Raw genomic sequence first — 26,409 nt, 5'->3', positions numbered from 1 at the left:
GGCTGATGCAATGACCGACAATCGCTTCTTCAATCGATCGGAGCTCATCGGAATTCTGGTGCTCGCGGTCTTCCTGGTGGTGGTGCTGCCGCTCACGCTCGATGTCTTCAGGCTCAACCTGGTCGCAAAATACCTGACTTACGCTTTCGTCGCGCTGGGGCTGGTGGTCTGCTGGGGCTATGGCGGCATTCTCAGTCTCGGCCAGGGTGTGTTCTTCGGGCTCGGCGGCTACTGCATGGCGATGTTCCTCAAGCTCGAGGCCTCGAGCGTGGAGAACACCAAGATCCAGTCGACCCCCGGCATTCCCGATTTCATGGACTGGAATCAGATCACCGCGCTGCCGCTGTTCTGGAAGCCTTTCAGCAGCCTGACCTTCACGATCGCCGCCATCATTCTCGTCCCCGGCATATTTGCTCTCATCATCGGCACTGCGATGTTCAAGCGCCGTGTCGGCGGCACGTATTTCGCCATCATCACCCAGGCGGTCGCGGCCATCCTGACCATCCTGATCGTGGGCCAGCAGGGCTACACCGGCGGCATCAACGGCATGACCGATTTGCGGACGCTGAAAGGATGGGACATCCGTCCCGACCACGCCAAAATCGTGCTGTATTTCTTCGAGGTCGGGTGCCTGTTTGCCTGCATCATGATCGCGCAATTCGTCCGGCACTCCAAGCTCGGGCGCATCCTGGTCGCGATGCGGGAGAAGGAGGACCGCGTCCGCTTCTCCGGCTACAGCGTCGCCAACTTCAAGATCTTCGCCTTCTGCGTCGCCGCCGTGTTCGCCGCAATCGGCGGCGCCATGTTCGCCCTCAATGTCGGCTTCATGTCGCCGTCCTTCGTCGGCATCGTGCCGTCAATCGAAATGGTGATCTACACCGCGGTCGGCGGCCGCTTGTCGATCCTCGGCGCGGTCTACGGCACGCTGCTGGTCAATTTCGCCAAGACCAGCCTGTCGGAAACCTTTCCCGAATTGTGGCTGTTCGGACTGGGCGGGCTGTTCATCGCCGTCGTGCTGGCCTTTCCCAACGGCCTTGCCGGGATCTGGGGCGATTATGTGCAGCCGCGCATCGACAGCCTGATCTCGTCGCGCAAACCGAAACCCGAAGGCTGGACCGACAGCTCGGTCGCCGACGGCGCCCCGGCCGAGTGAGGAGATCATCATGCTCTTAGGTCATCACGATGCCGATGCCATGCTGGCAGTGAGGAGATAGATCATGCTCGTCGGTCATCACGATGCCGATGCCATGCTGGCAGTGAGGAGGTAGATCATGCTCGTCGGTCATCAGCCCAAGGAATTTCTGCTCGCCGTCGAAGCGCTGACCGTGTCGTTCGACGGGTTCAAGGCGGTCAACGATCTCTCATTCTACGTGGATGAGAACGAGATCCGCGTCATCATCGGTCCGAACGGCGCCGGCAAGACCACCGTGCTCGACCTGATCTGCGGCAAGACCAAAGCGACCTCCGGTTCGATCCAGTTCCGCGGCAAGGAGCTGACCCGGATGAGAGAGAACGAGATCGTCAAGACCGGGGTCGGTCGCAAATTCCAGAACCCGTCGATCTACGACGATCTCACCGTGTTCGAAAATCTGGAGATTTCCTATCCGCGCGGACGCTCGGTGTTCGGGGCGCTGACCTTCACGCGCGACGCCGCCGTACGCGACCGCGTGCATGAAGTCGCCGAAATGATCTTCCTGAAGGACCGGCTGAACGTGAATGCCGATCTGCTCAGCCATGGCCAGAAGCAATGGCTCGAGATCGGCATGCTGCTGATCCAGGACCCGGACCTGCTGATGCTCGACGAGCCGGTCGCCGGCATGAGCGTGTCCGAGCGCGCCAAGACCGCCGAGCTGCTCAACCGCATCATCAAGAACCGCTCGGTGCTCGTCATCGAGCACGACATGAAGTTCGTCGAGGACATCGCGCACAAGGTCACCGTGCTTCACCAGGGCCAGATCCTGTCGGAAGGGACCATGGAAAAGGTGAAGAACGACCCCAAGGTCGTCGAAGTTTATCTCGGTCACTAAGGAGCGCGACGATGCTGGCTATTTCTGATCTTCACGTCGCCTACGGCCAGAGCGAGGTGCTGCACGGGCTCAACGTCAAGGTCGCGCCCAACGAGATCGTGGCGATCATGGGCCGCAACGGCATGGGCAAGACCACGCTGATGAAATCGCTGATGGGCATCCTGCCGGCGAAGAGCGGCTCGGTGACCATGGACGGTGCCGAGCTCGGTGCCTTGCCGAGCTACGAGCGGGTGGCCAAGGGCCTCGCCTATGTGCCGCAGGGCCGCATGATCTTCTCCACCATGACGGTGAAGGAGAACATCGAGACCGGCCTCGTGGTCTCCGGCGGGACCGAGGTGCCCGGTGACATTTACGAACTGTTTCCGGTGCTGCTGGAGATGAAGGACCGCCGCGGCGGCAATCTCTCCGGCGGCCAGCAGCAACAGCTCGCGATCGCCCGCGCGCTGGCGACCAAGCCAAAAGTGCTGCTGCTGGACGAGCCGACCGAAGGAATCCAGCCGTCGATCATCAAGGAGATGGCGCGCACGCTCAAGCGCATCCGCGACGAGAAGGGGCTTTCGATCGTGGTGTCCGAGCAGGTCCTGAGCTTCGCACTCGATATCGCCGACCGCGTGCTGGTGATCGAGAACGGCGAGATCGTCCGCGACGATCCGCGCGACGCCGTCGATGCCGCGCAGGTCTCGAAATATCTGTCCGTCTAACCAACCGTGTAAAAGGGGAGCATCTCGATGCCAGAGACACTGATCAAGGTCGATCTCACCAAGTCGGCCTACGAAAATGACATGGTGCATAACCGCTGGCACCCCGACATTCCGATCGTGGCCTGGGTCAATCCCGGCGACGACTTCATCATCGAGACTTATGACTGGACCGGCGGCTTCATCAAGAACAACGATTCCGCCGACGACGTGCGCGACATCGATCTATCGATCGTGCACTTTCTCTCCGGCCCTATCGGCGTCAAGGGCGCCGAGCCCGGCGACCTCCTCGTCGTCGACCTGCTCGACGTCGGTCCGATGAAGGAGAGCATGTGGGGCTTCAACGGCTTCTTCTCCAAGCAGAACGGCGGCGGTTTCCTCACCGATCATTTCCCGCTGGCGCAGAAGTCGATCTGGGACATCAAGGGCCTCTACACCTCGTCGCGCCACATCCCCGGCGTCAACTTCGCCGGCCTGATCCATCCCGGCCTGATCGGCTGTCTGCCCGATCCGAAGATGCTGGATACCTGGAACAAGCGCGAGGCCGAGCTGATCGCGACCAATCCGACCCGCGTGCCCGGCCTCGCCAATCCGCCGTTCGCGCCGACTGCCCATGGCGGCCGCGCCAAGGGCGACGTCAAGGACAAGATCGGCGCCGAAGGCGCGCGCACCGTGCCGCCGCGCGAGCACGGCGGCAATTGCGACATCAAGGATCTTTCGCGCGGCTCGAAGATCTACTTCCCGGTCTATGTGCCGGGTGCCGGTCTCTCGATGGGCGATCTGCACTTCAGCCAGGGCGACGGCGAGATCACCTTCTGCGGCGCGATCGAGATGGCCGGCTGGTTGCATCTGAAAGTCGAGGTGATCAAGGACGGTATGGCGAAGTACGGTGTCAAGAATCCGATCTTCAAGCCGTCGCCGATCACGCCGAATTACAAGGACTATCTGATCTTCGAGGGCATTTCGGTCGACGAGGCCGGCAAGCAGCACTATCTCGACGTCACCATCGCCTATCGCCAGGCCTGCCTGAATGCAATCGAATATCTGAAGAAGTTCGGCTACTCCGGTGCCCAGGCCTATTCGATCCTCGGCACGGCACCGGTTCAGGGCCACATCTCCGGCGTGGTCGACGTGCCCAATGCCTGCGCCACGCTATGGCTGCCGACGGAGATCTTCGACTTCGACGTGATGCCGTCCTCGGCCGGACCTATCAAGCACATCAAGGGCGATATCCAGATGCCGATCTCACCCGACAAATAATCCCTGCGCGACGGGGTGCGGGACGGCGTATCTGCCGCCCCGCATCCGCCGCGGCAGTTCTCTCACAGACAACAGCGTAGGGATGATGCGATGCCGGTCTATGAATATCTCTGTGACGATTGCGGTCCGTTCAAGGATATGCGCCCGATGGCCGAATGCGACGATCCGCAGGTCTGTCCGCAATGTGAAATCATGGCGCCGCGCGTTATCCTGACCGCCCCGAACTTCTTCTGCATGCCGTCGGAGACGCGCAAGGCTCACGCCGTCAACGAGCGCAGCACGCACGCGCCGCAGACGCTGGCGCAATACAAGGCCTCGCACGGTCCCGGTTGCGGCTGCTGCTCCACGGGAAAAAACTCATCGGACAAGAAAAAGCCGGCGCGGCTGGTGACCAAGACCAGAAGCGGCGCCAAGGGCTTCCCTACCGCACGGCCCTGGATGATCAGTCACTGATTTACCCGGCACTCCCAAACAGAAACAGAGTAGAGGAGCAATTCAAATGCTTCACGGTGACATCTCCAGCAGCAACGACACCGTCGGCGTCGCGGTGGTCAACTACAAGATGCCCCGCCTGCACACCAAGGCCGAGGTGCTCGACAACGCCCGCAAGATTGCCGACATGGTGGTGGGCATGAAGACCGGCCTTCCCGGCATGGATCTGGTGATTTTCCCGGAATACTCCACCCAGGGCATCATGTACGATTCCACGGAGATGTATGAGACCGCTTGCGCGGTACCGGGTGAGGAGACCGCGATCTTCGCCGAAGCCTGCCGCAAGGCCAAGGTGTGGGGCGTGTTCTCGCTCACCGGCGAACGCCACGAGGAGCATCCGCACAAGGCGCCCTACAACACCTTGATCCTGATGAACGACCAGGGTGAGATCGTGCAGAAGTACCGCAAGATCATGCCGTGGGTGCCGATCGAGGGCTGGTATCCCGGCAATTGCACCTATGTCTCCGACGGCCCGAAAGGGATGAAGGTCAGCCTGATCATCTGCGACGACGGCAACTTCCCGGAGATCTGGCGCGACTGCGCCATGAAGGGGGCCGAGCTGATCGTGCGCTGCCAGGGCTACATGTATCCGGCCAAGGAGCAGCAGATCCTGATTTCGAAGGCGATGGCGTGGGCCAACAACGTCTATGTCGCGGTCGCCAACGCCGCCGGCTTTGACGGGGTCTATTCCTATTTCGGTCACTCCGCGATCATCGGTTTCGATGGCCGCACCCTCGGTGAGTGCGGCGAGGAGGACTACGGCATCCAATATGCCCAGCTGTCGAAGCATCTGATCCGCGATGCGCGCCGCAACGGCCAGTCGCAGAACCATCTCTACAAGCTGGTCCATCGCGGCTACACCGGCATGATCAATTCCGGCGAAAGCCCGCGCGGCGTCGCCGCCTGCCCCTATGATTTCTACAAGAACTGGATCGCCGATCCCGAGGGCACAAGGGACATGGTCGAGGCGATGACGCGTGCGACGCCCGGGACCGCCGAATGCCCGATCGACGGCATCCCCAATGAAGCGGCGCCGAGCAACTACTGAGCCATGGCTGCATCGACCACGCGGTCCTGCGCCGGCACGGGCGTCGTGCACAACGCGTGCTGAGGGTCTACCGTTTCTGCCGCGCCGGCTTGCGCGGCGGTCGCGGAGCGGCAGCCGGTGTGGGTGTCCCGCTCATCTTGTTGGCGGCCTCGCTGACGTCGAGCAGTGAGCGACGGATGTCATCGAGGAAGTTTGCCGACTTCTTTCTCATGGTGTCGGCGAGCTCGTGCAATCCCTGGATCTTTTCGAACAGCTCATCCGCCTTGCCGTCGGCAAAGCCGGGCACGACGCCTTCGATCTTTGTGACCGCCTTGTCGAAGCCTGCGAAGGCGCTGTCGACCTTGGCCATGACGGAATCGATTTCGCCGCCCTTGCTCCTGAGATCGGCGGTGTAGTTCTCGAACGTGCGCAGGCCCTCCTTGATCGCCGGTGCGTTGCTGACGATTGTGCGGTCGACACTATGCAGGGTGTCGACGATCGATTCGGCGTCGCTGAGATCGGCGGTCAGCACGGGGACGCCGTCCGAATCCAGCGGCACCGGCGGCGCGGAGGGCGCGCCACCGATCAGCGAGACCGCGGCGACGCCGGTGAGACCCTGGAACTCGATGCCCGCGACGGTGTCCTTGCGGATCGGCGCGGTATTGTCGAGCATCACCAGGGCCACGACCTTGCGCGGATTGTCCAGCTTGATCGACAGGATCTGGCCAGCGGGAACACCGTCGAAATTGACCGGCCCGCCGCGGCGCAATCCGCTGGCGGAGCCGCCCTCGAATACCACGCGCAACTGGCTGCGGCTCTGGAGGGTGCGCCATTTCTGCACGCCGAGCACGCCGCCGAACGCCACGGCGATCACCGCCAGCGTCGCCGTTCCGATCACCAGATTGCTCGCGCGTGCCATGCAGGGTGATTTTACGGCCAAACGAAGGAAGTTGGAAGGAGCTGCAATGGTACGTAAGGCGGGTTAGCGAAGCGTAACCCGCCAACGCCTCCTGCGGCCATGGACCGATTTGGCGGATTACGCTGCGCTAAACCGCTCTACGCGACATCAACGCCCAGCGGCGCTCTTGGCCGCAGCATTGTTCAGCACGATGAGGGCATCGACGGCGACACCGGTCCTGGCATTGATCAGGAACGGATTGACGTCGATCGAGGCTATCCGGTCGCCGGCATCCGCGATCAGGTTGGACAGACCCACCAGCGCCTTCACCGCGGAGGCTTCGTGCAAGGCCGGCTTGCCCCGATAGCCGCGCAGCTTGATACCCGCCTTGGTGCGGCCGATCAGGAGCCGGGCCTCGGCCTCGTCCAGCGGCGCACCGGCGAGCGCCACGTCCTTCATCAGCTCGATGTCGATGCCGCCGGTGCCGAACAGCACGACCGGGCCCATCTCGGCATCGAGGGAGGCACCGACCACGAGCTCCAGATCGGCCTTGACCTGTTGCGCGATCAGGATGCCGGCGAGCTTCGGCTTGCCCTTCAGCTTGTTCACGCGCGCGGTGATGTCGGCGAACGCCTTTTTCACCTCGGCCACACTGGTGAGATTCAGCACCACGCCGCCGATGTCTGATTTGTGCAGGATCTCGGCGCTGACGACTTTGGCCACGACAGGGAAGCCGATCTGCTTGGCGATCTTCACGGCCTCCGCTGCCGTCTGTGCGATTGCCTCCTTCGAGATCGGAATGCCGTACGCTTTCAGAAGCTTCTTGGAGGCGACCTCGTCGAGTGCGGCGCCGGTTGCCGATTTCAGCGCCTTCTCCAGCACGGCACGAGCGGCAGACTTCGAGCTCGAGACGACATCAGGCACTTCCTTGCGTAGCTTGGCGTAGTCGAGCAGCGACTTGATCGCGGTCACCGCGCGATCCATGCCTTGCATGACCGCGAGATGTGGCAGCGACTTGCGCAAGGTCTTGGTGAACTCGGTGAAGCCGATCGACATCGCGCTGATATAGATCACCGGCTTGCCGGCCCGGCTCGCCATCTCGTCGACAATGCGCAGATTGCGCTCGCGCAGCTCGTGCGGCGCTTTCGGCAGCTCGGCATCGATGATGACGATGTCGATATCGGGATCGTCGATCATCAGCCCGATCGATTTCATGTAGACGGAAGGATCGACCACCGCGGCAAAGCCAGCGTCGAGCGGATTGCCGACGATCGAGCCCGGCCCGAGCATCTTTGCCAGCTCCGAGCCGACATGCGAGCTGAGTGGTGCAAAATTCAAGCCTTCTGCATCGAAGGCGTCGATCAGCATGCCGCGCTTGCCGCCGGATAGCGTCACTGCGGCGAGCCGGTCGCCCCTGGGCACAGCGGCATGGACGAAGCATTCGGTGGTCTCGATCAGCTCGTCGAGCCCGCCGACCCTGATGACCCCTTCGCGCGTTGCAATGGCGTCGAATGTCTCGATCGAGCCCGCAAGCGCGCCGGTGTGTGCCATCGCCGCCGCGCGGCCACCCTCGGACGCTCCGAGCTTGAGCGCGATCACCGGTTTGCTCGCGGCGCGCGCCGCCTTGCAGGCGTCCCGGAATGCCTTGGTGTTGCGCACGCCTTCGAGGTAGACCACGATCACCTTGATGCTCGGATCCAAGGCGAAATAGCGCATCAGGTCCGGCGTCTCAAGCCCGGCCTCGTTGCCGGTCGTCACCATGTAGCCGACCCCGACGCCGCGATCTTCCAGGGCCTGGCGGATCGCCATGACGATGGCGCCGGATTGTCCGGCAATCGCCACCGCGCCCTGTTCCATGGTGACGATACGGTCATCGATATTGGTGAAGAGCTTCTCGCCCGCGCTCAAATTGCCGAGGCAGTTCGGGCCGGTGACCGCCAATCCCGTCTCGCGCACGGCCGCTTGCAGTTCGGCGGCGAGCTTCTGGCTTTCCTCGTCCTGCAACTCGCTGAAGCCCGAGGTGACGATGGTGGCCGAGCGCGCGCCGGCCGCGGCGGCATCGCGGATCACCTGCACGGCAAAGCGCGCCGGCACCAGCACCAGCACGTGGTCGGGCTTCTCCGGGAGGCTTGTAAAGTCCTTGTAGCAGGGGACACCCCAGATGGTGTCGCGTTTGGCATTGACCGGATAGAGCCCGCCCTCGTAGCCGTATTTGACCAAATTGTTCCAGATGCGCTCGGCATAGTTGCCGGGCTTGTCGGTCGCGCCCACCAGCACGATGTTGCGCGGATGCAGCATGGCGTGGATGCCTTTGACAATGTCGCTGGCATCGGGCGACGGAGACCATGGGCGCGATGAAGCTGAGGCGGCAGATACGCGAGCTTCCATGGTGTGACCTCACCTGTTGTTCTTGTTGGCGATGCGTCACTCTGTTCTATGGCGAGTTCTTCGGACTGGCAACCACGTGGGCAGGTATGCCGTGCGGTGGAATGAGCGCGCATCCCTGGTGATCGACATCTTGGGATCACTGCTCGCGCCGTCGTTCAGTATCTCAGGATGCCGAGCTTGTAGGCGTAGTGATAGGCCAACTGCTTCGCCAGATAAGGAGCGATGGCGCGCCGGATCTGCATCTGTGTCGGTTCGAAGCCGAGAATGCGTCGCCGCAGGACGCCCATCTCCCTGACGCCGATCGCATAGGTAGATGCCGTCTTTTGTGCGTCATGGATTCGGAAACAGGCGAGAAATCGCGGCAAGCGTGCGAATTTGAATCCTGCGGCTTGCGCTCGAAGGATGAAGTCCCAGTCCATCGCGTAGTGTAAGCTCTCGTCGATCGGCCCGATCCTGTCCCAGACGCGCTTGCGCCAGAACATCGTCTCTTGCGGAATGTAGTCGGCATATCGCAGCGCCCTGCCGTCATGGGGCGGCAGGACGGCGCGGCCCACTTCGAGTCCCTCGCGATCGATGAAGACGCGATGGCCGTAGACGACGTCGACACGCGGATGTGCGATGAAGTAATTTGCGACATAGGCAAGCGTCCCGGGCAGCAGCATGTCGTCGCTGTTGAGATAGGCCATGATCTCGCTCTTGATGCCGGCGAAGCCGAGATTGATGGCGCTGGATTGCCCCTTGTCCGGTTCGCTGCTCCAGCTCAGGCTATCGCCGCGCCTCTTCAGGAGATCGAGTGTGCCGTCGATCGAGGCGCCGTCCTGCACGTGATAATACAGGTCCGGATAGTTCTGGCTGACGATGCTGTCGATCGTGGCGCCGAGATATTGCGCATGGTTGTAGCTCGGAGTGACCATCGCGATCCTGGGCGCGCCCGAATGGATCGCAGGTGCTGGCGGGAAAGCCGTCAGGTTGAGCAGGCGCGGCGGATATTGCTCGAAAGTCCACATCGGCGGGCGGCGCCAGAGGCTCCGAAGCGAGGAGCGTCTTTGTCCGGCGGCGATAAGATCCTGGTTCCTCTCCAAGAGCGCGACGCGGTTTTCGAGCTGTTCGAGACGCTGCCTGAACTCCTCATCCATCACCGTTCTTCTCGCAAATTGCAGCGAAAATGCTCAATGGGCCGTTCTGATAGGTCTCCGGTCGGCGGCGCCGGTTCACGGGTTCCATCATGCGGGATTGTCCCTACAGGCCGGGCGGATTCAAGAGGGGGGGGCGCGGATCGATTGCGAACCGCTATTCATCGGTTCCGATCAGGGTGGCATGCACGATGTAGCGCTCGGGGCCGGACGCGACGGCGTCGAACGGCCAGCAGGTCGCGAGCACGAGTTCGGTAGCCCGTGCCGCGGGATCGATGCCGGAGGCATCGAAGCGAACCACAGCGGAGGAATCCGCGCGAAAGCGAAAGTGCTTGCCATCAATGCGTGTGACATCGATCAAGTCACCAATGGCGACATTCCGCAGGAAGCGGAAATGAGTGTCGCGGTGCGCTGCATATACGGCAACACCCCGCTCGCCCGCGTCAGCCGTTTGGCGGATATGGCCGGGACCGAAAGCGAGCGCCTGGCCGCTCGCGCCTTCCAGCACGATCGCGCTGGCGCCGATCCGCCTCACCTCGATCCGTGCGACCGGCCAGGTATCGGCCCAGGACCATGGCCTGACCACCTCGCCGGTCGCAACGCTCCGGTCGAACGCGCGCTCCAGCAGCACCTGCGCGAGCCACGCTTTGGCATGGATGTAGGCGCCGTCGCCGAACAGGATGATGCCGATCAGGGCGAGAGCCAGGGGAGAGATGAGGCGGGGCATTGTACTAATTCCCGTCATTGCGAGGAGCGAAGCGACGAAGCAATCCGGACTGTTTCCGTGGATGAATTTCTGGATTGCTTCGCTTCGCTCGCAATGACGAAGTTGAGAGGGCGTGTTCAAAAAGGCGCGCGCGGCCGTTGGTGTGGGACGGGCAGCCGCGCGCGCTAACAGAGGAGTTCGGGGGGCTCCTCTCTCAAGCGGCGTCAGTGAGCAAGGACTGACGCCGGTTGAACACGAACAGGATCAGGGCGAGCACGACCAGGATCAGGCCTGCGGTCATTTTCAGCTCCGCCGAGGTCGCGGTTTTGGGCAGGCGGATCGCATCCGGTGCAGCGGGCGTCGGCCGTCTCGTGGCCGGCTGGTTGCGTGCATCGGCGTGACGCTCGCGGAGCTGCGCCGGGACCTGCTGTCGTTCGCCAAAGACCTTCGCGAAATCCCAACCGGCCGGCAGGTTGATCGGCAATTCGCTGGGCTTGAGCGGCTCGCCTTCGGGACGGCTCGGCGTCTTGTCGACCGCGACGAGGCTGGTGAGCCGGGTGACGATCTGATGGTCGAGCGCCAGTGCCAGGATTGCCTTGTCGGAATCTTCGGGCGTCATCTCGCGCAGGGTGCGCGCCACTTCGGCATCGGCGATCTTTCGCTTGGCCCAAAGCTTCGATAGGCCTTTGCCTTCCGCCGCATTTTGCAGCGGCAGCGTCACCGACCATGGGCGGTCGCCGACGCGGCCTTTGATCTCGACCGAGCCCGCGAGCGTGTCGAGCTTTGCCGCCAGCACCAGGGGCTCGTCGCGATAGAGGTCGGGAATGATCGTCGGTGTGACGTCGGCCTTGGCTTCGGAGAACTTTGCGCTCAGGCCGGTCACGGCCGGGTTCTCGAGCTTGGCAAACAGGCCGCGCATGCGCTCCTCGACCTGCTCGACGGAGCCGATATGGGTGAAGGCACCGCGGCCGAGCTCGGCGGCGCGCGTCATCAGATAGGTGTTGGGCGCCGACCCGATGCCGACCATGAACACGCGCGAGCGGCCGCGCATCGCCGTGATCGTTTCGAACAATTGCTGCTCGTTGCCGATCGCACCATCGGTCAGAAATACGACCTGGCGAACCATGCTGGCGTCGCCGAGCTTGTCGGTCAGCGCGGCCCGCATCGCCGGCACCATCTCGGTGCCGCCACGCGCCTGCAGCGCGCTGACGAACGAGGTGGCTTCACCGACACGCTCGGCATCCGCCGCCACGGAGGCCGGAAACAGCACGTCCATGGTGTCGTCGAAACGGATGACGTTGAAACGGTCGGTGGGCTGGAGACGGGAGAGCGCGTAGGTGAGGCTCGCCTTGGCCTGAACGATCGACGTGCCGCCCATCGAGCCGGAATTGTCGATCACGAATATCACTTCCCGCGGCCGTGGCTTCTGCGTCGCCTGCTCGGCGGCGGGCGGGGTGACGAAGGCGAGCAGATAATCGGCGTCGCCGACGCGCTCGCGGAACAAACCGACCGACGGCGCCTTCACGGCGGCCGGCTTCCAGGTCAGTTCGAAATCGCGATCGGCAGGCACGGCACCGTCGGCAAGCGTGACGATTCTCGTCGTATTATCCGGGCTCTCGACCTTGACGGTGTGGTGGGAGCTCTTGACCTCACCGAGCGCAAAGCCGGCGTTCAGGCGCACCGTGATGCTGGTCGGATTGACCGGCGCATTCCTGGCGGGATCCAGCACGGGCGGCGAGATGCGGTCGCGGTCCGGCACCGGGTCCGAGTTCGTCGCGCCCCAGCCGGAGCCGTCGTTGCGGAAGTCGACGCTCTGGACGATCGGCGCCGGATTGTAGCGCGGCCCGACCACCAGCGGCAGCCGCAGCGAATATTCGTTGCCGGATTGATGCACCGGCTCCTGATATTCGATCTGCACCAGCACGGCTTCTCCGGGACCGATATTGGCGACCGAGTTGGTGAAGATGTTCGGCCGCTCCTGTTCGGTGAGCGCGGCCTTCTGGCCGGCCCGACGCGCCTCTTCGTAGATCACGCGCGCCTGCTGCCGCTCCTTGACGTCGCCGACGATGACGCGGTTACCGACCACCATCTTCAGCGAATCGACCGCACCGCCGGTGGGGAGCGGATAGACATAGGTCGCCTCGACCCAGTCCTTGGTTGGGTTGCGAAAGATCTGGGTGACTCGTGCGCGCAGTGTCGGGCCCGACACCGTGATGTCGACGTCGATGCCGAGGCGGATCGCTTCCGTGTAGGCGCCGTCCTCCTTGAGGAGGAGAGACCCGGATTTGGCATCGCCGGGCTGGAGCAGGCTGGCCTGCTCCGTCGTCGCCGACCAGCCCGGCTCCAAGCTCACCAGCAGGGCCACGAAGGCGACCAGCATCACCGCGATGCCCTGCGCCAGAAGGAACAGTCCGACCACGATAAGTCTGCCCAGCCAAGGGTGTTCGTTACTGTCCATCGTGTCGTAGGTATCCATTTGGCCTGCTCCCGAGGTTGTTCGCTGGCCTCGAGCATCCGCCGGGACGGCCCGATTTCGCGAGCAGAATGATCGGCAATGATCCGCCGCGGCCGGCCCGCGTGGGCCGCCGCCGGGTGGCCAAGTGTGGTTTTGTGCTAGTTTGTCCGCCCTGCTAGGATGTCGTCCTGGAGCAGGGCCACGATGCAGACGCAGGACAAATTCACCGACAAGCAGCTGTCGGACGAGCAGAGCCGCGAGATTGCGGAGACCATCCGTGAGGAGCTCGCTAGGCGCCGGATTTCCCGGCAGGCGCTGGCCGAGCAGGCCAAGCTCAGCCTGTCGACGCTGGAGAAGGTGCTCGGCGGTCGACGGCCGTTCACGCTGGCAACCACAGTGCGGCTGGAGCAGGCGCTCGGCGTCTCCCTGCGCAGAAGCGCCGCCGTGGTGACGCCTCCGGCCGCAAACGATGTCGCCCCCGACAGCCTCGGCTCCTATGCGCATCGCGCGGTGACCTGGCTCGAGGACGTCTACATCACGTTGCGACCGTCGTTCGGCGACAAGGACGCGATCTTCGCCTACCGCACCGAGATCGTCTGGGAGCCGAAAGTCTCTTCACTGGTGTTCCGCGAGGGGGAGCGGACTGATGCCGCCTATGAACACACCGGCGAAGTCGCCGTGCCGCATCAGTCCGGCTTCATCTATCTCGTCATCATCAAGCACGGCCAGCATCGCGTGATCACTGTGTCGCGGCCGACGGTCGCCGGCGAGATGTACGGGATCATCTCGACGCTCCGCGCCGGTCCCGGCTCGCAGCTGACGCCGATCGCAGCGCCGATCGCCTATGTGCCGTTCCGAAACTTCGCGAAGCCCCCGCTGGGTCGGGTCGCGCCCGGCGATGCTAACCACGAATTGTACCAAAAGCATCTGCGCCGAACGGTGGAAGAATCGTTCGCGCTGTTTCTGTCGGTATAGTCCGCAAGAAATTATCCGGAACGACGCAGCATGCGTCTATAAGGGGACATGCAGGACGCGCCCGCACTCGACGACGGCGAATCTCCGCTGTTCTCAATCATTATCCCGCTCGAATCTCACCGCGGGCAGTGGGAGATGTCCTGGCTCGGCTGGACGTCGCAGACTGCCGACAAATCGCTCTACGAGATCATTTTGGTCGTGCCGCCGGATTTCACGGCACGCGAGCAGTTGAAGGCGCTGGCCGGCAACAGGGCTCGCCTTGAATTCACCGATTCCGAACACGACATCGGGCTCTGCGCATTCGGCGCGACGAAGGCGCGCGGCAGCTATCTGTTCTTCACTGAATCGCACTGCCGGCCCGAACCCGACGTGATCGAACTCTGCATTCGCGCGATCGATGCTCATCCCGACTGGGCCGGCTTTTCCTGCCGTTCGATCCCGATCTGCCATAACCGGTTATCCGTGGCAGAGGCCGCCATGTACCAGGCCGACATCGAGTTCGGTATGAAGCAGCATCCCTGGCGCAAGGTCCTGGATCAGTGTTTCGTGACGCGGCGCGACGTCTACCGGGAATGCGGCGGCCTGCGCGAGGAGCTCGGTCATTTCGCCGAATGGGTGCTTGCAGCCGCCTATCACGCGAGAGGCCATTCCATCGGCTATCTCGAGGAGGCGCGCTTCCATCACTATTACGTCGGCGAGATCGACGAGCTGAAGCAATTCACGCTCGACTTCGTGCAAGGCGAGATTCGCTATCTGAGCGAGGCCCGCAACGATGCCGGCAGCGAGCTGCTCGACATTCCGGTCGAGTGGAGCTCGCGGAGCGAGGCCGGCGCGTCGCTCGCCCGCAATGCATTGAACGCGCTCCTGCGCTACAGCCTCGCTGGCGGCGGCTGGGGACGGCCTGGCGAGAAATTGCTGGCGTTATGGCGTTGGGCGGTACCGGCGCTGCTCGGCAGTCTCGGCGCGCGCGGCTTCGCGCGGCTGGGGGCATGGTACGCGCGGGCCGTGCTGGTCGTTCTGACGACCGTCGGATCGCGCGATGCGATCGCGCGATGGATGCGGCGATACATCGCCGCGCTGATCCGGCATCAGAGACTCGATTGCATTCATCGTCTCGGGCGATACACGCGGTCTGCCGGCGGCCTTCTTGGCGAGCAGATTATCGCGCAGATCGGCTTCCATGCCGAGGAGATCTCCGTCGGTCATACGTTTCGCTGGAGCGAACCGGAGGCTGCCGTTCGGATCAAGGGAATGCCTGGCCGCACCATCGTCCGCGTTCGAAGCCCCGCGCTTCGCGCGCCGCTGGATACGATCGGCACGCGATTCTATCTCGACGGCACGGCCGTCGCCCCCGAAGCGGTCGCGACCGGCTATGACAGCTACAGACTGAGCCTCGATCTGCCGCCGTCAGGCATCGCCACCCTCGCCTGGGCATGCCCCGTGTTCAGGGGCCGCGGCGATTCGCGTCGTCTCGGCCTGCCGATCGCGGCGATCGATGTAGGCCAGGACAGGCTCGCGATTGAATGCGCGGAAACCCCCGCGCTCGCCGAAGAGAATAGCGGCCCTTAAAACCCCTTGGGGTTTCTTCTGGGTTGGAGCAGGCGCATTGAAAGAGAAAAGCGCCAGCGAGAGGGGTGCTTTGATCAGGCGTTGGCGGCTTTGTTGTCGACTTCGGAAGTAACCGAGAATTCCTTGCGCAAGGTCGGCTTGTGGATCTTGCCGGTGGCGTTGCGGGGTAACGCTTCGACGAAGCGGACCTGTCGCGGACATTTGAAGCGCGCGAGATTCGCCGCGCAATGCGCGAAGACATCGGCCTCGGTCAGCCTTTGCCCCGGCTTGGCCGCGACGATGGCGAGGCCGACCTCGCCCCATTGAGGATCGGGAATGCCGATTACGGCGGCTTCCGCGATGGCGTTGAGCTGGTGCAGGACGTTTTCGACCTCGGCCGGATAAACGTTCTCGCCTCCGGAGATGTACATGTCCTTCCAGCGGTCGACGATGTAGTAGAAACCTTCCTCGTCGACGCGTGTCGCGTCGCCCGTGTGCAGCCAGCCATCGGTGAACGACGTCTTGTTCGCCTCCGGCCTGTTCCAGTAGCCGGGCGTGATGTTCGGTCCCTTGACCCAGAGTTCACCAAGTTCGCCGACATCGGCGTCACTGCCGTCAGGACGCACGATGCGCACTTCCGTGTGCAGCACCGGCTTGCCGGCGGAGCCGGCTTTCCGTGCCGCATCTTCGCGATCGAGCACCAGCACGGCCGGCGAGGTCTCGGTCATGCCGTAGCCCTGCTGGAGCGCGACGCCGCGCGCCTCCCACACCTTGAGCAGCGGCACCGGCATTGGTGCGCCGCCGACACCGCCGACGATCAGCCGGCCGAGGTCGGTGGTCGCGAAGGCCGGATGCTGGGCCATGAACTGGTAGATCGCGGGCACGCCGAAGAACACGTTGATGCCCTGCGCGGGATCATTGATGAGACCAAGCGCCGTGCCGGGATCGAAGGCGCGCATGATCATCACGGTGCCGCCGGCATGCAGCACCGGATTGGTGTAGCAATTCAGACCGCCGGTGTGGAACAGCGGCAGCGCGGTGAGCAGCACCGAGGACGGCCCGATGCAGGCGGGGCCGCCGAGATTGACGCAATTCCAGAAGGTCATGCCATGGGTGATGGTGGCGCCCTTCGGATGACCCGTCGTGCCCGAGGTGTACATGATGGTCGAGACGTCATCGAGGGTGACCTCCTCGATTGTCTCAAGCGGCTTTGCGGCGGCGATCCCGGCCTCATAAGTGCCGCCGGGGCCAAGCAGCAGGCTCGTCTCGATGCCGCAGAGCTTTGCGACGGCAAGCGCCGTTTCGGCAAGATCGGTGTCGTGGATCATCACCTTCGGCGCGCAATCTGCGGTGATGAACTGGAGTTCGGGAACTGTGAGGCGGGTGTTCAGCGGCACGAAGATCGCACCTAATCGCCCGCAGGCGAATTGCACCTCCAGCGTATCGGTCGTGTTCAGCGCCAGCACGGCGACCCGCTCGCCGCGCGAGACTTCCAGCGTATGGCGCAGAAATGACGCGAGACGCGAGATGCGCGCGTCGAGCTGCGCATAGCTGAAGCGGCGCTCGCTCGCGAGGTCGATCACCGCAATCTTGTTCGGCGTGCGGCGGCCATAATGGGCGATCCAGTCGTAGTAACGAACGGCCAAGAATTCCTCCTCGGCGGTCTGGTGCCGCCAGCGTCCCTATTGCCATGCACCATGCCCGGCATGGCCCAGGGGCCAGCCGGAGTTTGTGCACCACGCCTTTTTTTGATCCGGAGTTGGCGCGCGAGCGGTCAAAATCGTCTTGCGTTGAGTTGCTAGAGCGGGCGCTGCTCGGAAGCGGCCGCCGGCCAGCCACTCCGCGCAAGTGAGCCGCCAAGGTTCCGGCCATGGTGGACGAGACGAATCCGCCAGCAAGGCGAGAGTGCGATGATGAGCCCGTTCTATACCGCCGAGCATGACACCTTTCGCGAGGTGATGCGCCGCTTCGTCGACAAGGAGATTACGCCCTTCGCCCACGAGTGGGATGAGGCCGGCGAATTCCCGCGCGCACTCTATCGCAAGGCGGCCGAGATCGGGCTCTTGGGACTCGGATTTCCCGAGGAATATGGCGGGATCGCCGCCGACCAGTTCATGAAGATCGTCGCCAGCCAGGAGCTGGCGCGGGCTGGCGCCGGCGGCGTCAGCGCCAGCTTGATGAGCCATACGATCGGTTCGCCGCCGGTCGCGCGGGCCGCGCGCCCCGAGGTCAAGGCGCGCGTGCTGCCTCAGGTGCTCGCGGGTGAGAAAATCTCGGCGCTCGCGATCACCGAGCCGGGCGGCGGTTCTGATGTTGCGAGCCTCCGGACCAAGGCGCGGCGCGACGGCGATTACTACGTCGTGAGCGGCGAGAAGACCTTCATCACATCCGGGATGCGTGCCGACTATCTGACCGTTGCGGTGCGCACCGGCGGCGAGGGCGCCGGCGGCGTCAGCCTGCTCCTGATCGAGGGGGATACGCCCGGCCTGTCTCGGACCAAGCTGAAGAAGATGGGCTGGTGGGCCTCCGACACCGCGACCCTGCATTTCGACGCGTGCCGCGTACCGGCGGAAAACCTGATCGGCGAGGAAGGCCATGGCTTCAAGATCATCATGCGGAATTTCAACAGCGAGCGCATGGGCATGGCGGCGGGCTGCACCGCGTTCGCGCGCGTCTGCCTCGACGAGGCGATTGCCTATGCCAAGGAGCGCAAGACCTTTGGCAAGCCCCTCGCGCAGCACCAGGTGATCCGCCACAAGATCGTCGACATGGCGCAGAAGGTCGCCGCATCGCAAGCGATGCTTGAGATGCTGGCCTGGCGCCTGGAGCAGGGCGAAAGCCCGGTCGCCGAAATCTGCATGATGAAGAACCAGGCGACCCAGACCATGGCATTCTGCGCCTCGGAAGCCGTGCAGATTTTTGGCGGCGCAGGCTTCATGCGCGGCATCAAGGCCGAGCGCATCTATCGCGAGGTCAAGGTCAACGCCATCGGCGGCGGCACCGAGGAGATCATGAAGGATCTGGCGTCGCGGCAGATGGGGTTGTGAAGGACGCCGTCATTCCGGGGCGGCGCGTAGCGTCGAACCCGGAATCCATCGAGCCGCAGATGTCGCAGAAGAACGGATTCCGGGTTCGCGCTTCGCGCGCCCCGGAATGACAAAGGGAAAGAAATGCTGTTTACCGCCGATCACGACGAGATCCGCCGAAGCTTGCAAAAATTTATTGCCAACGAAATCAATCCCTATGTCGATGAATGGGAAAAAGCCGACATCTTCCCGGCGCACGAGCTGTTCAGGAAGATGGGCAGCCTCGGCTTTCTCGGGCTGAACAAGCCGGTCGAATTCGGCGGCTCCGGGCTCGATTACTCCTACGCACTGATGATGGCGGAGGAGCTTGGCGCCATCACCTGCGGCGGCGTGCCGATGGCCATCGGGGTGCAGACCGACATGGCGACGCCGGCGCTGGCGCGGTTCGGCTCGGACGAGGTGCGGCGTGAGTTTCTCAGCCCCTCGATCTCAGGCGACTACGTCGCCTGCATCGGCGTCTCCGAGCCCGGCGCTGGTTCTGACGTCGCCTCGATCAAGACCAATGCGCGCGCGGACGGCGACGATTACGTCATCGATGGCGGCAAGATGTGGATCACCAACGGCACTCAGGCCGACTGGATCTGCCTGCTCGCCAATACCGGCGACGGACCCGTTCACCGCAACAAGTCGCTGATCTGCGTGCCGATGAAGACCAAGGGCGTCACCGTCGCGCGCAAGCTCGACAAGATGGGCATGCGCTCCTCCGACACCGCGCAGATCTTCTTCGATAATGTCCGCGTGCCCAGGCGCAACCGGATCGGCGAGGAGGGCAAGGGCTTTACCTACCAGATGATCCAGTTCCAGGAGGAGCGGCTCTGGGGCGCGGCCGCCTGCCTGAAGGCGCATGAATACATCATCAACGAGACCATCGACTACACCCGCAATCGCAAGGCCTTTGGGAAGTCGATCCTCGACAACCAGGTCGTTCACTTCAAGCTGGCCGAGATGCAGACCGAGGTCGAGCTGCTGCGCGCGCTGATCTATCGTGCTGGCGAGGCGCTGGTGGCGGGCGAGGATGTCACAAAACTTGCGACCATGGCCAAGCTGAAGGCCGGGCGACTCGGCCGCGAGCTTACCGACGCCTGCTTGCAATATTGGGGCGGAATGGGCTTTACCAACGAGACGCCGGTCAGTCGCGCCTATCGCGATAGTCGCCTGACATCGATCGGCGGTGGCGCCGACGAGGTCATGCTGATGGTCCTGTGCAAGATGATGGGCACGCTGCCCGGCAGCAAAGGAAGTTCCTGATGATCACGCTTTATCACTGCGACGCTGCGCGTTCCTTCCGTCCGCTCTGGATGCTGGAGGAGATGGGGCTTCCCTACGAATTGAAGATGCTGCCATTCCCGCCGCGGGTGTTCGCCAAGGAATACCTCGCGCTCAATCCGCTGGGCACGATCCCCTTCTTGATCGACGGCGAGACCAGGATGACGGAATCGTCCGGCATCTGCCACTATCTCGGCACCAAGCATGGACCGACGCCATTGATGGTCGGACCTGAAGATCCCGCCTATGGCGCGTTCCTGAACTGGATGTATTTCAGCGACGCCACGTTAACCTTCCCGCAGACGCTGGTGCTCCGATATACCCAACTCGAGCCGGAAGAGCGCCGCAATCCGCAGGTGGCCGGCGACTATGCCAAATGGTTCTTGGGGAGGCTGCGCGCCGTCGAGGCAGCCACTGCGAATACTGAAACCTTGTGCGCCGGCCGCTTCACTGCCGCCGACATCGTGATCGGCTACGCGCTCCGCCTCGCGGAAAATATCGGGCTCGCCAAGGATTTTGGGCCAAATGTCGCAGCCTATTGGGCGCGCCTGCAGCAGCGCGATGGTTTCAAGCGCGCGGTTGCTGCGGAGCAACAGGCCGGCGTCGAGCAGAACGTGGCGCCAAGGGTGAGGGCTTAATTGTCGTCCTGGCGAAAGCCAGGACGACAATGTTGGCAGGAGTTCCGGCTCGTCATCACCCCTCGCGGAGTGCCGACCTTTTGCGCTCCATGATAGCGCTATCCCGCCGTGACAGCGCCCAGATTTCCGCTAAGGTGACCTCCGTCCGCAGCGGCCAAAGAGCCGCGCGAGGAGGATCCCCATGGAAGATAACGGTCGCGAATCCGACCATTTGATGCTGATCACGCCGGAGCGGGTATTCTATGCCGGCCTGCTCGGCCGGCCCCGTAAGCGGACCCCCGGCTGCTGCCATGTCTATGTTGCGGTGAAGGGCAGCCTGCATCTGACGATCGAGGATGTCCTCGCCACCGGCGAGCTGTTCGTCACCCTGCCGAACCAGCGGCATTCCATTGCCAGCGACTACCGCACCGCGATCAGCGTCACGCTGGAACCGGAGAGCATGCCTGATGGCGTGATCGAGGCCTTGGCCGAGCGGCTCACCGGACCCGACAGGGCTGTCTATGCCCGCAAGATACTCGCCGCCTACACGCTGCTGCGCCAGCGCCGCTACGGCGACATCACTACCGCCGAATTCGACGAGATGTGTTTTGGCGAAGCGCTGCCGCGCCGCGTGCTCGATCCCCGCGTGACGCGTGCGGTCGCCCGTATCGGCCGCTTCACGGGCGAGCCCGTGACGGCGGACACTTGTGCGGCGGACGCCGGACTTTCCGCTTCGCGTTTCCTGCATCTGTTCAAGGAGGAGACCGGCATCTCGTTCCGCTCCTTCCGCGCCTGGAAGCGGGCGCGTCACCTGCTGCACTTCGCCAACCAGGACCTCAACCTCGCCCATCTCGCGCAGGACATCGGCTATCCCGACAGCACCCATTTCAGCCACTCGATCCGCCGCTTCTACGGTTTGAAACCGCGCGCGATCTTCGTCGGCTCGCGGGATCTCGCGATCTATCGCAGCAGCGAGACGGTGAGGCTTGCAGAGGCGAGCTAGGGTCGTCTCGTAGGGTGGGTTAGCTCGCGGCTGCGCGAAGCGCAGTCCGCTAGCGTAACCCACCACCTTTCTCTCCGGGGAGACCTTGGTGGGTTACGCCTTCGGCTAACCCACCCTACGATCGCATTGTTTCCAGCTTCTCCGCGCAAGAAGCCGTATGCCGCCCATCACATGATCGCAAGCGTTGAATTCTCAACGTGCGAGACATCAGTGGCATGAGCGACAAGGCCGTCATCACCTGCGCGCTGAACGGCGTGCTCACCGACCCGAAGCAGCACAACGTGCCTGTGACGCCTGAGCAGATGGCGCGCGAGGCCAAGGCTGCGTTCGACGCCGGCGCGTCCATCATGCACATCCATCTGCGCCAGCAGGCGCCGGACAAGGGGCATCTGCCGTCGTGGGAGGTCAGCGTCAGCAAGGAGATCCAGCAGGCGATTCGCGAAGCTTGCCCCGGCGTGATCATCAATCACACCTCGGGCGTCTCCGGGCCGAACTACAGCGGAGCGCTGGATTGCATCCGCGAGACCAGGCCGGAGATCGCCGCCTGCAATGCCGGCTCGCTGAACTATCTGAAGGTGAAGGCCGACAACAGTTGGGCCTGGCCGCCGATGATGTTCGACAATGCGGTCGAGAAAGTGAAGGACTATCTCGACGTCATGAACGCGGTCGGGACCATCCCCGAATTCGAATGTTTTGACGTCGGCATCGTGCGCTGCGTCGGCATGTACCGCCAGGTCGGCATGTACAAGGGCCCGCTCGAATATAACTTCGTGATGGGCGTCGCCTCCGGCATGCCGTCGGATCCCGATCTGCTGCCGATCCTGATCAAGCTGAAGCGTCCCGAGGCGCAATTTCAGGTCACCGCGATCGGTCGCGAAGAGATCTGGCCGCTGCACCAGCGCTGCGCCGAGCTCGGTGGCCATCTGCGCACCGGCCTCGAAGATGCCTTCTATCTCGCCGACGGCAAGAAGGTGACGTCGAACGCCCACCTGATCGAGGCCATCGCCGCCTGCGCCCGCCGTGCGGGCCGCGAGATTGCGAGCCCCGCGGAAGCGCGGACGATTTTTGGAACGAATCGGTAAATTATCGCCTCAACCGTCATTGCGAGCGAAGCGAACCAATCCAGAATCTCTCCATAGATGCAGTCTGGATTGCTTCATCGCTTCGCTCCTCGCAATGACGAGCAGGATTGAGTCATGTCCATTCTCGAAAACACCGTCTCCCCAGGCAGTGCCGCCTATCGCGCCAACCGCGACGGCATGCTCGGCCTGATCGACCGCATGCGCGCGCTGGAAGAGCGCACGCGTGCGGCGTCGGCCGCAGCGAAAGATCGCTTCCACAAGCGCGGCCAGCTGTTGCCGCGCGAGCGCGTCGCGCTCGTGCTCGATCCCGGCGCGCCCTTCATCGAGCTGTCCACACTCGCCGGCTACATGTTCGACGTATCGGATCCGGACAAGAGCGTGCCCGGCGGCGGCGTCATCGCCGGCATCGGCTTCGTCTCGGGCATCCGCTGCATGATCAGCGCCAACGATTCCGGCATCGATGCCGGCGCGCTTCAACCCTACGGCCTCGACAAGACGCTGCGGGTGCAGGAGCTCGCGCTGGAGAACAAGCTGCCTTACGTCCAGCTGGTGGAGAGCGCCGGTGCCAATCTCCTGCGTTACCGCGTCGAAGACTTTGTCCGGGGCGGCAACATTTTTCGCAATCTCGCGCGGCTCTCGGCAGCCGGGCTACCGGTCGTCACCGTGACGCATGGCTCGTCGACCGCGGGCGGGGCCTATCAGACCGGCCTGTCCGACTACATCGTCATGGTGCGCGGCCGCACCCGCGCCTTCCTCGCCGGGCCGCCGCTGCTAAAGGCTGCAACGGGCGAGATCGCGACTGAGGAGGAGCTAGGCGGCGCCGAGATGCACACGCAGGTTTCCGGCCTCGGCGATTACCTCGCCGAAGACGACCGCGACGCCCTGCGCATCGCGCGCGAGATCATGGCGGCGCTGGAATGGGCGCGGCCGGACCAGGGAGCTGCGCAATACAAGCCGCCGCGCTACGACCAGGACGAGTTGCTCGGCATCATGCCGATGGACCACAAGCGCTCCGTGGACATGAAGCAGGTCATCGCGCGCGTCGTGGACGATTCCGATTTCACCGAGATGGCGCCGAACTACGGCCCGGCGACCGTTTGCGGCCATGCCCGTATCGAGGGCCAAGCGATCGGCATCGTCACCAACAACGGCCCGCTCGATCCGGCGGGTGCCAACAAGGCGACGCATTTCATCCAGGCGTGCTGCCAGACCCGCACGCCGTTGCTCTATCTGAACAACACCACCGGCTACATGGTCGGCAAAGCTTACGAAGAAGCCGGCATGATCAAGCACGGCTCCAAGATGATCCAGGCGGTGACGTCGGCGACGGTGCCGCAGATCACCATCTATTGCGGCGCTTCGTTCGGGGCAGGCAATTACGGCATGTGCGGGCGCGGCTTCCATCCGCGCTTCTGCTTCTCCTGGCCCAATGCCAAGACTGCCGTGATGGGCGGTGAGCAGGCCGCCGAGACCATGGCGATCGTCACCGAAGCCGCAGCAGCTCGCCGAGGCAAGCCGGTGGAGAAAGAAAAACTCGATGCCATGAAGGCGCAGATCATCGGCGTGTTCGACGGCCAGATGGACGTGTTCTCGACCAGCGCCCGCGTGCTCGACGACGGCGTGATCGATCCGCGTGACACCCGCGCGGTGCTCTCGGAAGTGCTCGCGATCTGCCGCGAGGGCGATGCGCGTACATCCCAACGCATGCAGTTTTCGGTGGCTCGTCCATGAGGAACGGTTCAACGCAGTACCGGCCGTTCTTCAAGGTCTTGATCGCCAATCGCGGCGAGATCGCGCTACGCGTGATGCGCAGTGCGCGGAAGCTCGGCCTCGGCGTCGTCGCGGTCTATTCGGATGCGGATCGCGATGCGCTTCATGTGCGACAGGCCGACCAGGCCGTGCGCATCGGCGAAGCGCTGCCGGCGCAATCCTACCTCAACATTCCCGCGATCGTGGCGGCCGCAAAGGCCAGCGGCGCGGATGCCGTTCATCCCGGCTATGGCTTCCTCGCCGAGAACGAGGAGTTTGCGCAAGCGTGCAAGGATGCCGGCCTGGTCTTTATTGGCCCGTCGGCGCAGGCGATCGCGGCGATGGGCAATAAGGCCGGTGCCAAGGAGATCATGAAAAAGGCCGGCGTGCCCTGCGTGCCCGGCTATCAGGGCGCCGATCAGGGCGATGAAGTCATGCTTACGGAGGCCAAGAAGGTCGGCTTCCCCGTGATGATCAAGGCGGTCGCCGGCGGCGGTGGACGCGGCATGCGGCTCGTGGCGGATGGCAATTCGTTCCCCGATGCACTGCGTAGCGCGCGCTCCGAGGCCAAGGCGGCGTTTGGCGATCCGACGGTGATCCTCGAACGCGCCATCCAGAATCCCCGTCACATCGAAATCCAGGTGTTCGGCGATAGCCATGGCAATGCCATCCATCTCGGCGAGCGTGACTGCTCGGTGCAGCGCCGGCACCAGAAGCTGATCGAGGAGGCGCCTTCGCCCGCCGTGACGCCGGAACTGCGCGCGAAGATGGGCGAGGTCGCGGTCGCTGCGGTGAAGGCGCTGCGTTACGAGGGCGCCGGCACGCTCGAATTCCTGCTCGATCCAAGCGGCGCGTTCTACTTCATGGAGATGAATACGCGCCTCCAGGTCGAGCATCCCGTGACCGAGGCGATCACCGGGCTCGATCTCGTCGAATTGCAGTTGCGGGTCGCGCGCGGCGAGCCGCTGCCGGTCAAGCAGCAGGACATTCGCTTCACGGGCCACGCCATCGAGGTGCGGCTGTGCTCGGAGGATGCCGCGCATGATTTCATGCCGCAGTCCGGACGCATGGCGCGCTGGCAGGTGCCGGATGGCATCCGCGTCGAACATGCACTGCAATCGGACTCCGAGATTCCGCCGTTCTACGATTCCATGATCGCCAAGGTGATCAGCCAAGGCGCGACACGCGAGGAGGCGAGGGGGCGGTTGATCGTCGGCCTGGAGCAACTGACCGCTTTCGGCGTGACCACCAATCAGGCCTTCCTGCTGTTATGCCTGCGTCATCCCGGCTTCGCCAAAGGCGAGGCGACCACGGCGTTCATTGGTGCGCATCGCGACGAATTGCTGGCGCCGCGCGCGGACGCCGCATTCGATATCGCTTTGGCCGGCCTGCTGCTCTACGTCACGAACCCGCAGGCGCCTTCGTGGCGCCGCGGACGGAGCCTCGCGGCAACGTTCCCGCTGCCGGCGAAAATCGAGATCGCAGGTCACGTGTATGAGCTCGAAGTCACGCGGGAACGCGATGGCAGCTACACCGTCGCGAGCGACGGCCGGCAGGATAAGTTCGAGATCGACCAGCTCGAGCTCGGCGTGATCCGCTTCCGCCATGACGGCGTTATGGACAGCGCCAAATTCCTGCGCGACGGCGACCGGCTCCACCTCCAGCGCCGCGGCACCCCGCTCGCGGCGACCGATCTCACGCTCGCCGCGCCGAAGGCCGCCGCAAGCAACGGAGACGGCAAGGTTCGTGCTGCCATGAACGGCCGCGTCGTTGCCGTCCTGGTCAAGCCGGGCGACCGCGTCACCGCCGGGCAGCCGGTGATGACACTGGAAGCGATGAAGATGGAGCACGTCCACAAGGCCGGCATCGACGGCGTCGTCGCCGCGATCGACGTCGCCGAGGGCGAGCAGGTAACGACGGGCCGGATCGTGGCCGAGATCGGGGCGGGGTAGGGCGGCAAGCTCAACTTGTCGTCCCGGCCTTCGCCGGGACGACAGCA

At 63.7% G+C, this 26,409-nt stretch carries 21 protein-coding genes; 15 read left to right on the top strand and 6 right to left on the bottom strand.

Annotated elements, in window-relative coordinates; all coding sequences use genetic code 11:
* Positions 1 to 10: 10 nt before the first annotated feature.
* The 6 genes from urtC to BRA471DRAFT_RS34990 all read left to right on the top strand — a co-directional run bounded on the left by urtC (position 11) and on the right by BRA471DRAFT_RS34990 (position 5,525).
* A complete protein-coding gene (gene urtC / locus BRA471DRAFT_RS35015) occupies positions 11 to 1,153 on the top strand; it encodes an urea ABC transporter permease subunit UrtC (protein ID WP_007615922.1) in 1,143 nt (380 codons plus the stop codon).
* Between the two features lie 118 nt (positions 1,154 to 1,271).
* Complete coding sequence (urtD, locus tag BRA471DRAFT_RS35010) at positions 1,272 to 2,027, top strand: urea ABC transporter ATP-binding protein UrtD (RefSeq protein ID WP_007615920.1); 756 nt, start codon at positions 1,272 to 1,274, stop codon at positions 2,025 to 2,027.
* 11 nt (positions 2,028 to 2,038) lie between these two features.
* Positions 2,039 to 2,728, top strand: coding sequence for an urea ABC transporter ATP-binding subunit UrtE (gene urtE, locus BRA471DRAFT_RS35005; RefSeq protein ID WP_007615918.1), 690 nt, complete (start codon positions 2,039 to 2,041; stop codon positions 2,726 to 2,728).
* Between the two features lie 27 nt (positions 2,729 to 2,755).
* A complete protein-coding gene (gene fmdA, locus BRA471DRAFT_RS35000) occupies positions 2,756 to 3,985 on the top strand; it encodes a formamidase (protein ID WP_007615916.1) in 1,230 nt (409 codons plus the stop codon).
* A 90-nt stretch (positions 3,986 to 4,075) separates the two neighbouring features.
* Entirely contained in the window at positions 4,076 to 4,438 is a 363-nt protein-coding gene (locus BRA471DRAFT_RS34995) for a zinc ribbon domain-containing protein (RefSeq protein WP_007615914.1), read from the top strand.
* A 46-nt stretch (positions 4,439 to 4,484) separates the two neighbouring features.
* The gene (locus BRA471DRAFT_RS34990) at positions 4,485 to 5,525 is read left to right on the top strand and encodes an aliphatic amidase (RefSeq protein WP_007615912.1); all 1,041 of its coding nucleotides are present in this window, start codon (positions 4,485 to 4,487) and stop codon (positions 5,523 to 5,525) included.
* A gap of 67 nt (positions 5,526 to 5,592) precedes the next feature.
* On the opposite strand, the gene BRA471DRAFT_RS34985 is transcribed toward BRA471DRAFT_RS34990, so the two are convergent.
* The 5 genes from BRA471DRAFT_RS34985 to BRA471DRAFT_RS34965 form a co-directional block, all read right to left on the bottom strand.
* On the bottom strand, positions 5,593 to 6,423 hold the full coding sequence (locus tag BRA471DRAFT_RS34985) for an MlaD family protein (RefSeq protein WP_007615910.1): 831 nt from the start codon (positions 6,421 to 6,423) through the stop codon (positions 5,593 to 5,595).
* Positions 6,424 to 6,570: 147 nt separating this feature from the next.
* Complete coding sequence (locus BRA471DRAFT_RS34980; protein ID WP_007615908.1) at positions 6,571 to 8,790, bottom strand: acetate--CoA ligase family protein; 2,220 nt, start codon at positions 8,788 to 8,790, stop codon at positions 6,571 to 6,573.
* 155 nt (positions 8,791 to 8,945) lie between these two features.
* Positions 8,946 to 9,926, bottom strand: a complete 981-nt coding sequence (locus BRA471DRAFT_RS34975; protein WP_007615907.1) for a glycosyltransferase family 2 protein — start codon at positions 9,924 to 9,926, stop codon at positions 8,946 to 8,948.
* A 154-nt stretch (positions 9,927 to 10,080) separates the two neighbouring features.
* Positions 10,081 to 10,650 (bottom strand): class GN sortase, encoded by a 570-nt coding sequence (locus BRA471DRAFT_RS34970; protein ID WP_007615906.1) that lies wholly within the window; start codon positions 10,648 to 10,650, stop codon positions 10,081 to 10,083.
* Positions 10,651 to 10,843: 193 nt separating this feature from the next.
* On the bottom strand, positions 10,844 to 13,105 hold the full coding sequence (locus BRA471DRAFT_RS34965; RefSeq protein WP_007615905.1) for a marine proteobacterial sortase target protein: 2,262 nt from the start codon (positions 13,103 to 13,105) through the stop codon (positions 10,844 to 10,846).
* 183 nt (positions 13,106 to 13,288) lie between these two features.
* On the opposite strand from BRA471DRAFT_RS34965, the gene BRA471DRAFT_RS34960 reads away from it, so the two are divergent.
* On the top strand, positions 13,289 to 14,059 hold the full coding sequence (locus BRA471DRAFT_RS34960) for a helix-turn-helix transcriptional regulator (RefSeq protein WP_007615904.1): 771 nt from the start codon (positions 13,289 to 13,291) through the stop codon (positions 14,057 to 14,059).
* A 48-nt stretch (positions 14,060 to 14,107) separates the two neighbouring features.
* Positions 14,108 to 15,628, top strand: coding sequence for a glycosyltransferase family 2 protein (locus tag BRA471DRAFT_RS34955; protein WP_007615903.1), 1,521 nt, complete (start codon positions 14,108 to 14,110; stop codon positions 15,626 to 15,628).
* 74 nt (positions 15,629 to 15,702) lie between these two features.
* Here the strand turns inward: BRA471DRAFT_RS34955 and BRA471DRAFT_RS34950 are convergent, their stop codons facing one another.
* A complete protein-coding gene (locus BRA471DRAFT_RS34950) occupies positions 15,703 to 17,253 on the bottom strand; it encodes a long-chain fatty acid--CoA ligase (protein WP_007615902.1) in 1,551 nt (516 codons plus the stop codon).
* A gap of 264 nt (positions 17,254 to 17,517) precedes the next feature.
* Here BRA471DRAFT_RS34950 and BRA471DRAFT_RS34945 point away from each other — a divergent pair, with 264 nt between their 5' ends.
* From BRA471DRAFT_RS34945 to BRA471DRAFT_RS34915, 7 genes are all read left to right on the top strand, one after another.
* A complete protein-coding gene (locus BRA471DRAFT_RS34945; protein ID WP_007615901.1) occupies positions 17,518 to 18,654 on the top strand; it encodes an acyl-CoA dehydrogenase family protein in 1,137 nt (378 codons plus the stop codon).
* Positions 18,655 to 18,777: 123 nt separating this feature from the next.
* A complete protein-coding gene (locus tag BRA471DRAFT_RS34940) occupies positions 18,778 to 19,941 on the top strand; it encodes an acyl-CoA dehydrogenase family protein (RefSeq protein WP_007615900.1) in 1,164 nt (387 codons plus the stop codon).
* Positions 19,941 to 20,597, top strand: coding sequence for a glutathione S-transferase family protein (locus BRA471DRAFT_RS34935; RefSeq protein WP_007615899.1), 657 nt, complete (start codon positions 19,941 to 19,943; stop codon positions 20,595 to 20,597). The genes BRA471DRAFT_RS34940 and BRA471DRAFT_RS34935 overlap by 1 nt, the downstream gene beginning before the upstream one ends.
* A gap of 181 nt (positions 20,598 to 20,778) precedes the next feature.
* Positions 20,779 to 21,579 carry an AraC family transcriptional regulator gene (locus BRA471DRAFT_RS34930; RefSeq protein ID WP_007615897.1) on the top strand — a complete coding sequence of 267 codons (801 nt, stop codon included), beginning with the start codon at positions 20,779 to 20,781 and terminating at the stop codon, positions 21,577 to 21,579.
* A gap of 215 nt (positions 21,580 to 21,794) precedes the next feature.
* Positions 21,795 to 22,661 carry a 3-keto-5-aminohexanoate cleavage protein gene (locus BRA471DRAFT_RS34925; protein WP_007615895.1) on the top strand — a complete coding sequence of 289 codons (867 nt, stop codon included), beginning with the start codon at positions 21,795 to 21,797 and terminating at the stop codon, positions 22,659 to 22,661.
* Between the two features lie 114 nt (positions 22,662 to 22,775).
* Positions 22,776 to 24,392: an acyl-CoA carboxylase subunit beta gene (locus BRA471DRAFT_RS34920; RefSeq protein WP_007615894.1), complete on the top strand. Its 1,617-nt coding sequence runs from the start codon at positions 22,776 to 22,778 to the stop codon at positions 24,390 to 24,392.
* Positions 24,389 to 26,362 carry an acetyl-CoA carboxylase biotin carboxylase subunit gene (locus tag BRA471DRAFT_RS34915; protein WP_007615893.1) on the top strand — a complete coding sequence of 658 codons (1,974 nt, stop codon included), beginning with the start codon at positions 24,389 to 24,391 and terminating at the stop codon, positions 26,360 to 26,362. Before BRA471DRAFT_RS34920 ends, BRA471DRAFT_RS34915 begins: the two co-directional genes overlap by 4 nt.
* Positions 26,363 to 26,409: the final 47 nt, after the last annotated feature.

Source organism: Bradyrhizobium sp. WSM471, assembly GCF_000244915.1.
Lineage (GTDB): Bacteria > Pseudomonadota > Alphaproteobacteria > Rhizobiales > Xanthobacteraceae > Bradyrhizobium.
Note: the sequence above shows the minus strand (reverse complement) of the source record. Positions and strands in the feature narration are given on the sequence as shown.

Excerpts from the sequence above, each read along its gene's own strand:
- urtD (WP_007615920.1), top strand. The coding sequence starts at position 1,272 with ATGCTCGTCGGTCATCAGCCCAAGGAATTTCTGCTCGCCGTCGAAGCG.
- BRA471DRAFT_RS34925 (WP_007615895.1), top strand. The coding sequence starts at position 21,795 with ATGAGCGACAAGGCCGTCATCACCTGCGCGCTGAACGGCGTGCTCACC.
- BRA471DRAFT_RS34930 (WP_007615897.1), top strand. The coding sequence starts at position 20,779 with ATGGAAGATAACGGTCGCGAATCCGACCATTTGATGCTGATCACGCCG.
- BRA471DRAFT_RS34965 (WP_007615905.1), bottom strand. The coding sequence starts at position 13,105 with ATGGATACCTACGACACGATGGACAGTAACGAACACCCTTGGCTGGGC.
- BRA471DRAFT_RS34985 (WP_007615910.1), bottom strand. The coding sequence starts at position 6,423 with ATGGCACGCGCGAGCAATCTGGTGATCGGAACGGCGACGCTGGCGGTG.
- BRA471DRAFT_RS34990 (WP_007615912.1), top strand. The coding sequence starts at position 4,485 with ATGCTTCACGGTGACATCTCCAGCAGCAACGACACCGTCGGCGTCGCG.
- BRA471DRAFT_RS34975 (WP_007615907.1), bottom strand. The coding sequence starts at position 9,926 with ATGGATGAGGAGTTCAGGCAGCGTCTCGAACAGCTCGAAAACCGCGTC.
- BRA471DRAFT_RS34935 (WP_007615899.1), top strand. The coding sequence starts at position 19,941 with ATGATCACGCTTTATCACTGCGACGCTGCGCGTTCCTTCCGTCCGCTC.
- BRA471DRAFT_RS34915 (WP_007615893.1), top strand. The coding sequence starts at position 24,389 with ATGAGGAACGGTTCAACGCAGTACCGGCCGTTCTTCAAGGTCTTGATC.
- BRA471DRAFT_RS34960 (WP_007615904.1), top strand. The coding sequence starts at position 13,289 with ATGCAGACGCAGGACAAATTCACCGACAAGCAGCTGTCGGACGAGCAG.
- BRA471DRAFT_RS34920 (WP_007615894.1), top strand. The coding sequence starts at position 22,776 with ATGTCCATTCTCGAAAACACCGTCTCCCCAGGCAGTGCCGCCTATCGC.
- BRA471DRAFT_RS34970 (WP_007615906.1), bottom strand. The coding sequence starts at position 10,650 with ATGCCCCGCCTCATCTCTCCCCTGGCTCTCGCCCTGATCGGCATCATC.
- fmdA (WP_007615916.1), top strand. The coding sequence starts at position 2,756 with ATGCCAGAGACACTGATCAAGGTCGATCTCACCAAGTCGGCCTACGAA.
- urtC (WP_007615922.1), top strand. The coding sequence starts at position 11 with ATGACCGACAATCGCTTCTTCAATCGATCGGAGCTCATCGGAATTCTG.
- BRA471DRAFT_RS34940 (WP_007615900.1), top strand. The coding sequence starts at position 18,778 with ATGCTGTTTACCGCCGATCACGACGAGATCCGCCGAAGCTTGCAAAAA.
- BRA471DRAFT_RS34980 (WP_007615908.1), bottom strand. The coding sequence starts at position 8,790 with ATGGAAGCTCGCGTATCTGCCGCCTCAGCTTCATCGCGCCCATGGTCT.
- BRA471DRAFT_RS34995 (WP_007615914.1), top strand. The coding sequence starts at position 4,076 with ATGCCGGTCTATGAATATCTCTGTGACGATTGCGGTCCGTTCAAGGAT.
- BRA471DRAFT_RS34945 (WP_007615901.1), top strand. The coding sequence starts at position 17,518 with ATGATGAGCCCGTTCTATACCGCCGAGCATGACACCTTTCGCGAGGTG.
- BRA471DRAFT_RS34955 (WP_007615903.1), top strand. The coding sequence starts at position 14,108 with ATGCAGGACGCGCCCGCACTCGACGACGGCGAATCTCCGCTGTTCTCA.
- urtE (WP_007615918.1), top strand. The coding sequence starts at position 2,039 with ATGCTGGCTATTTCTGATCTTCACGTCGCCTACGGCCAGAGCGAGGTG.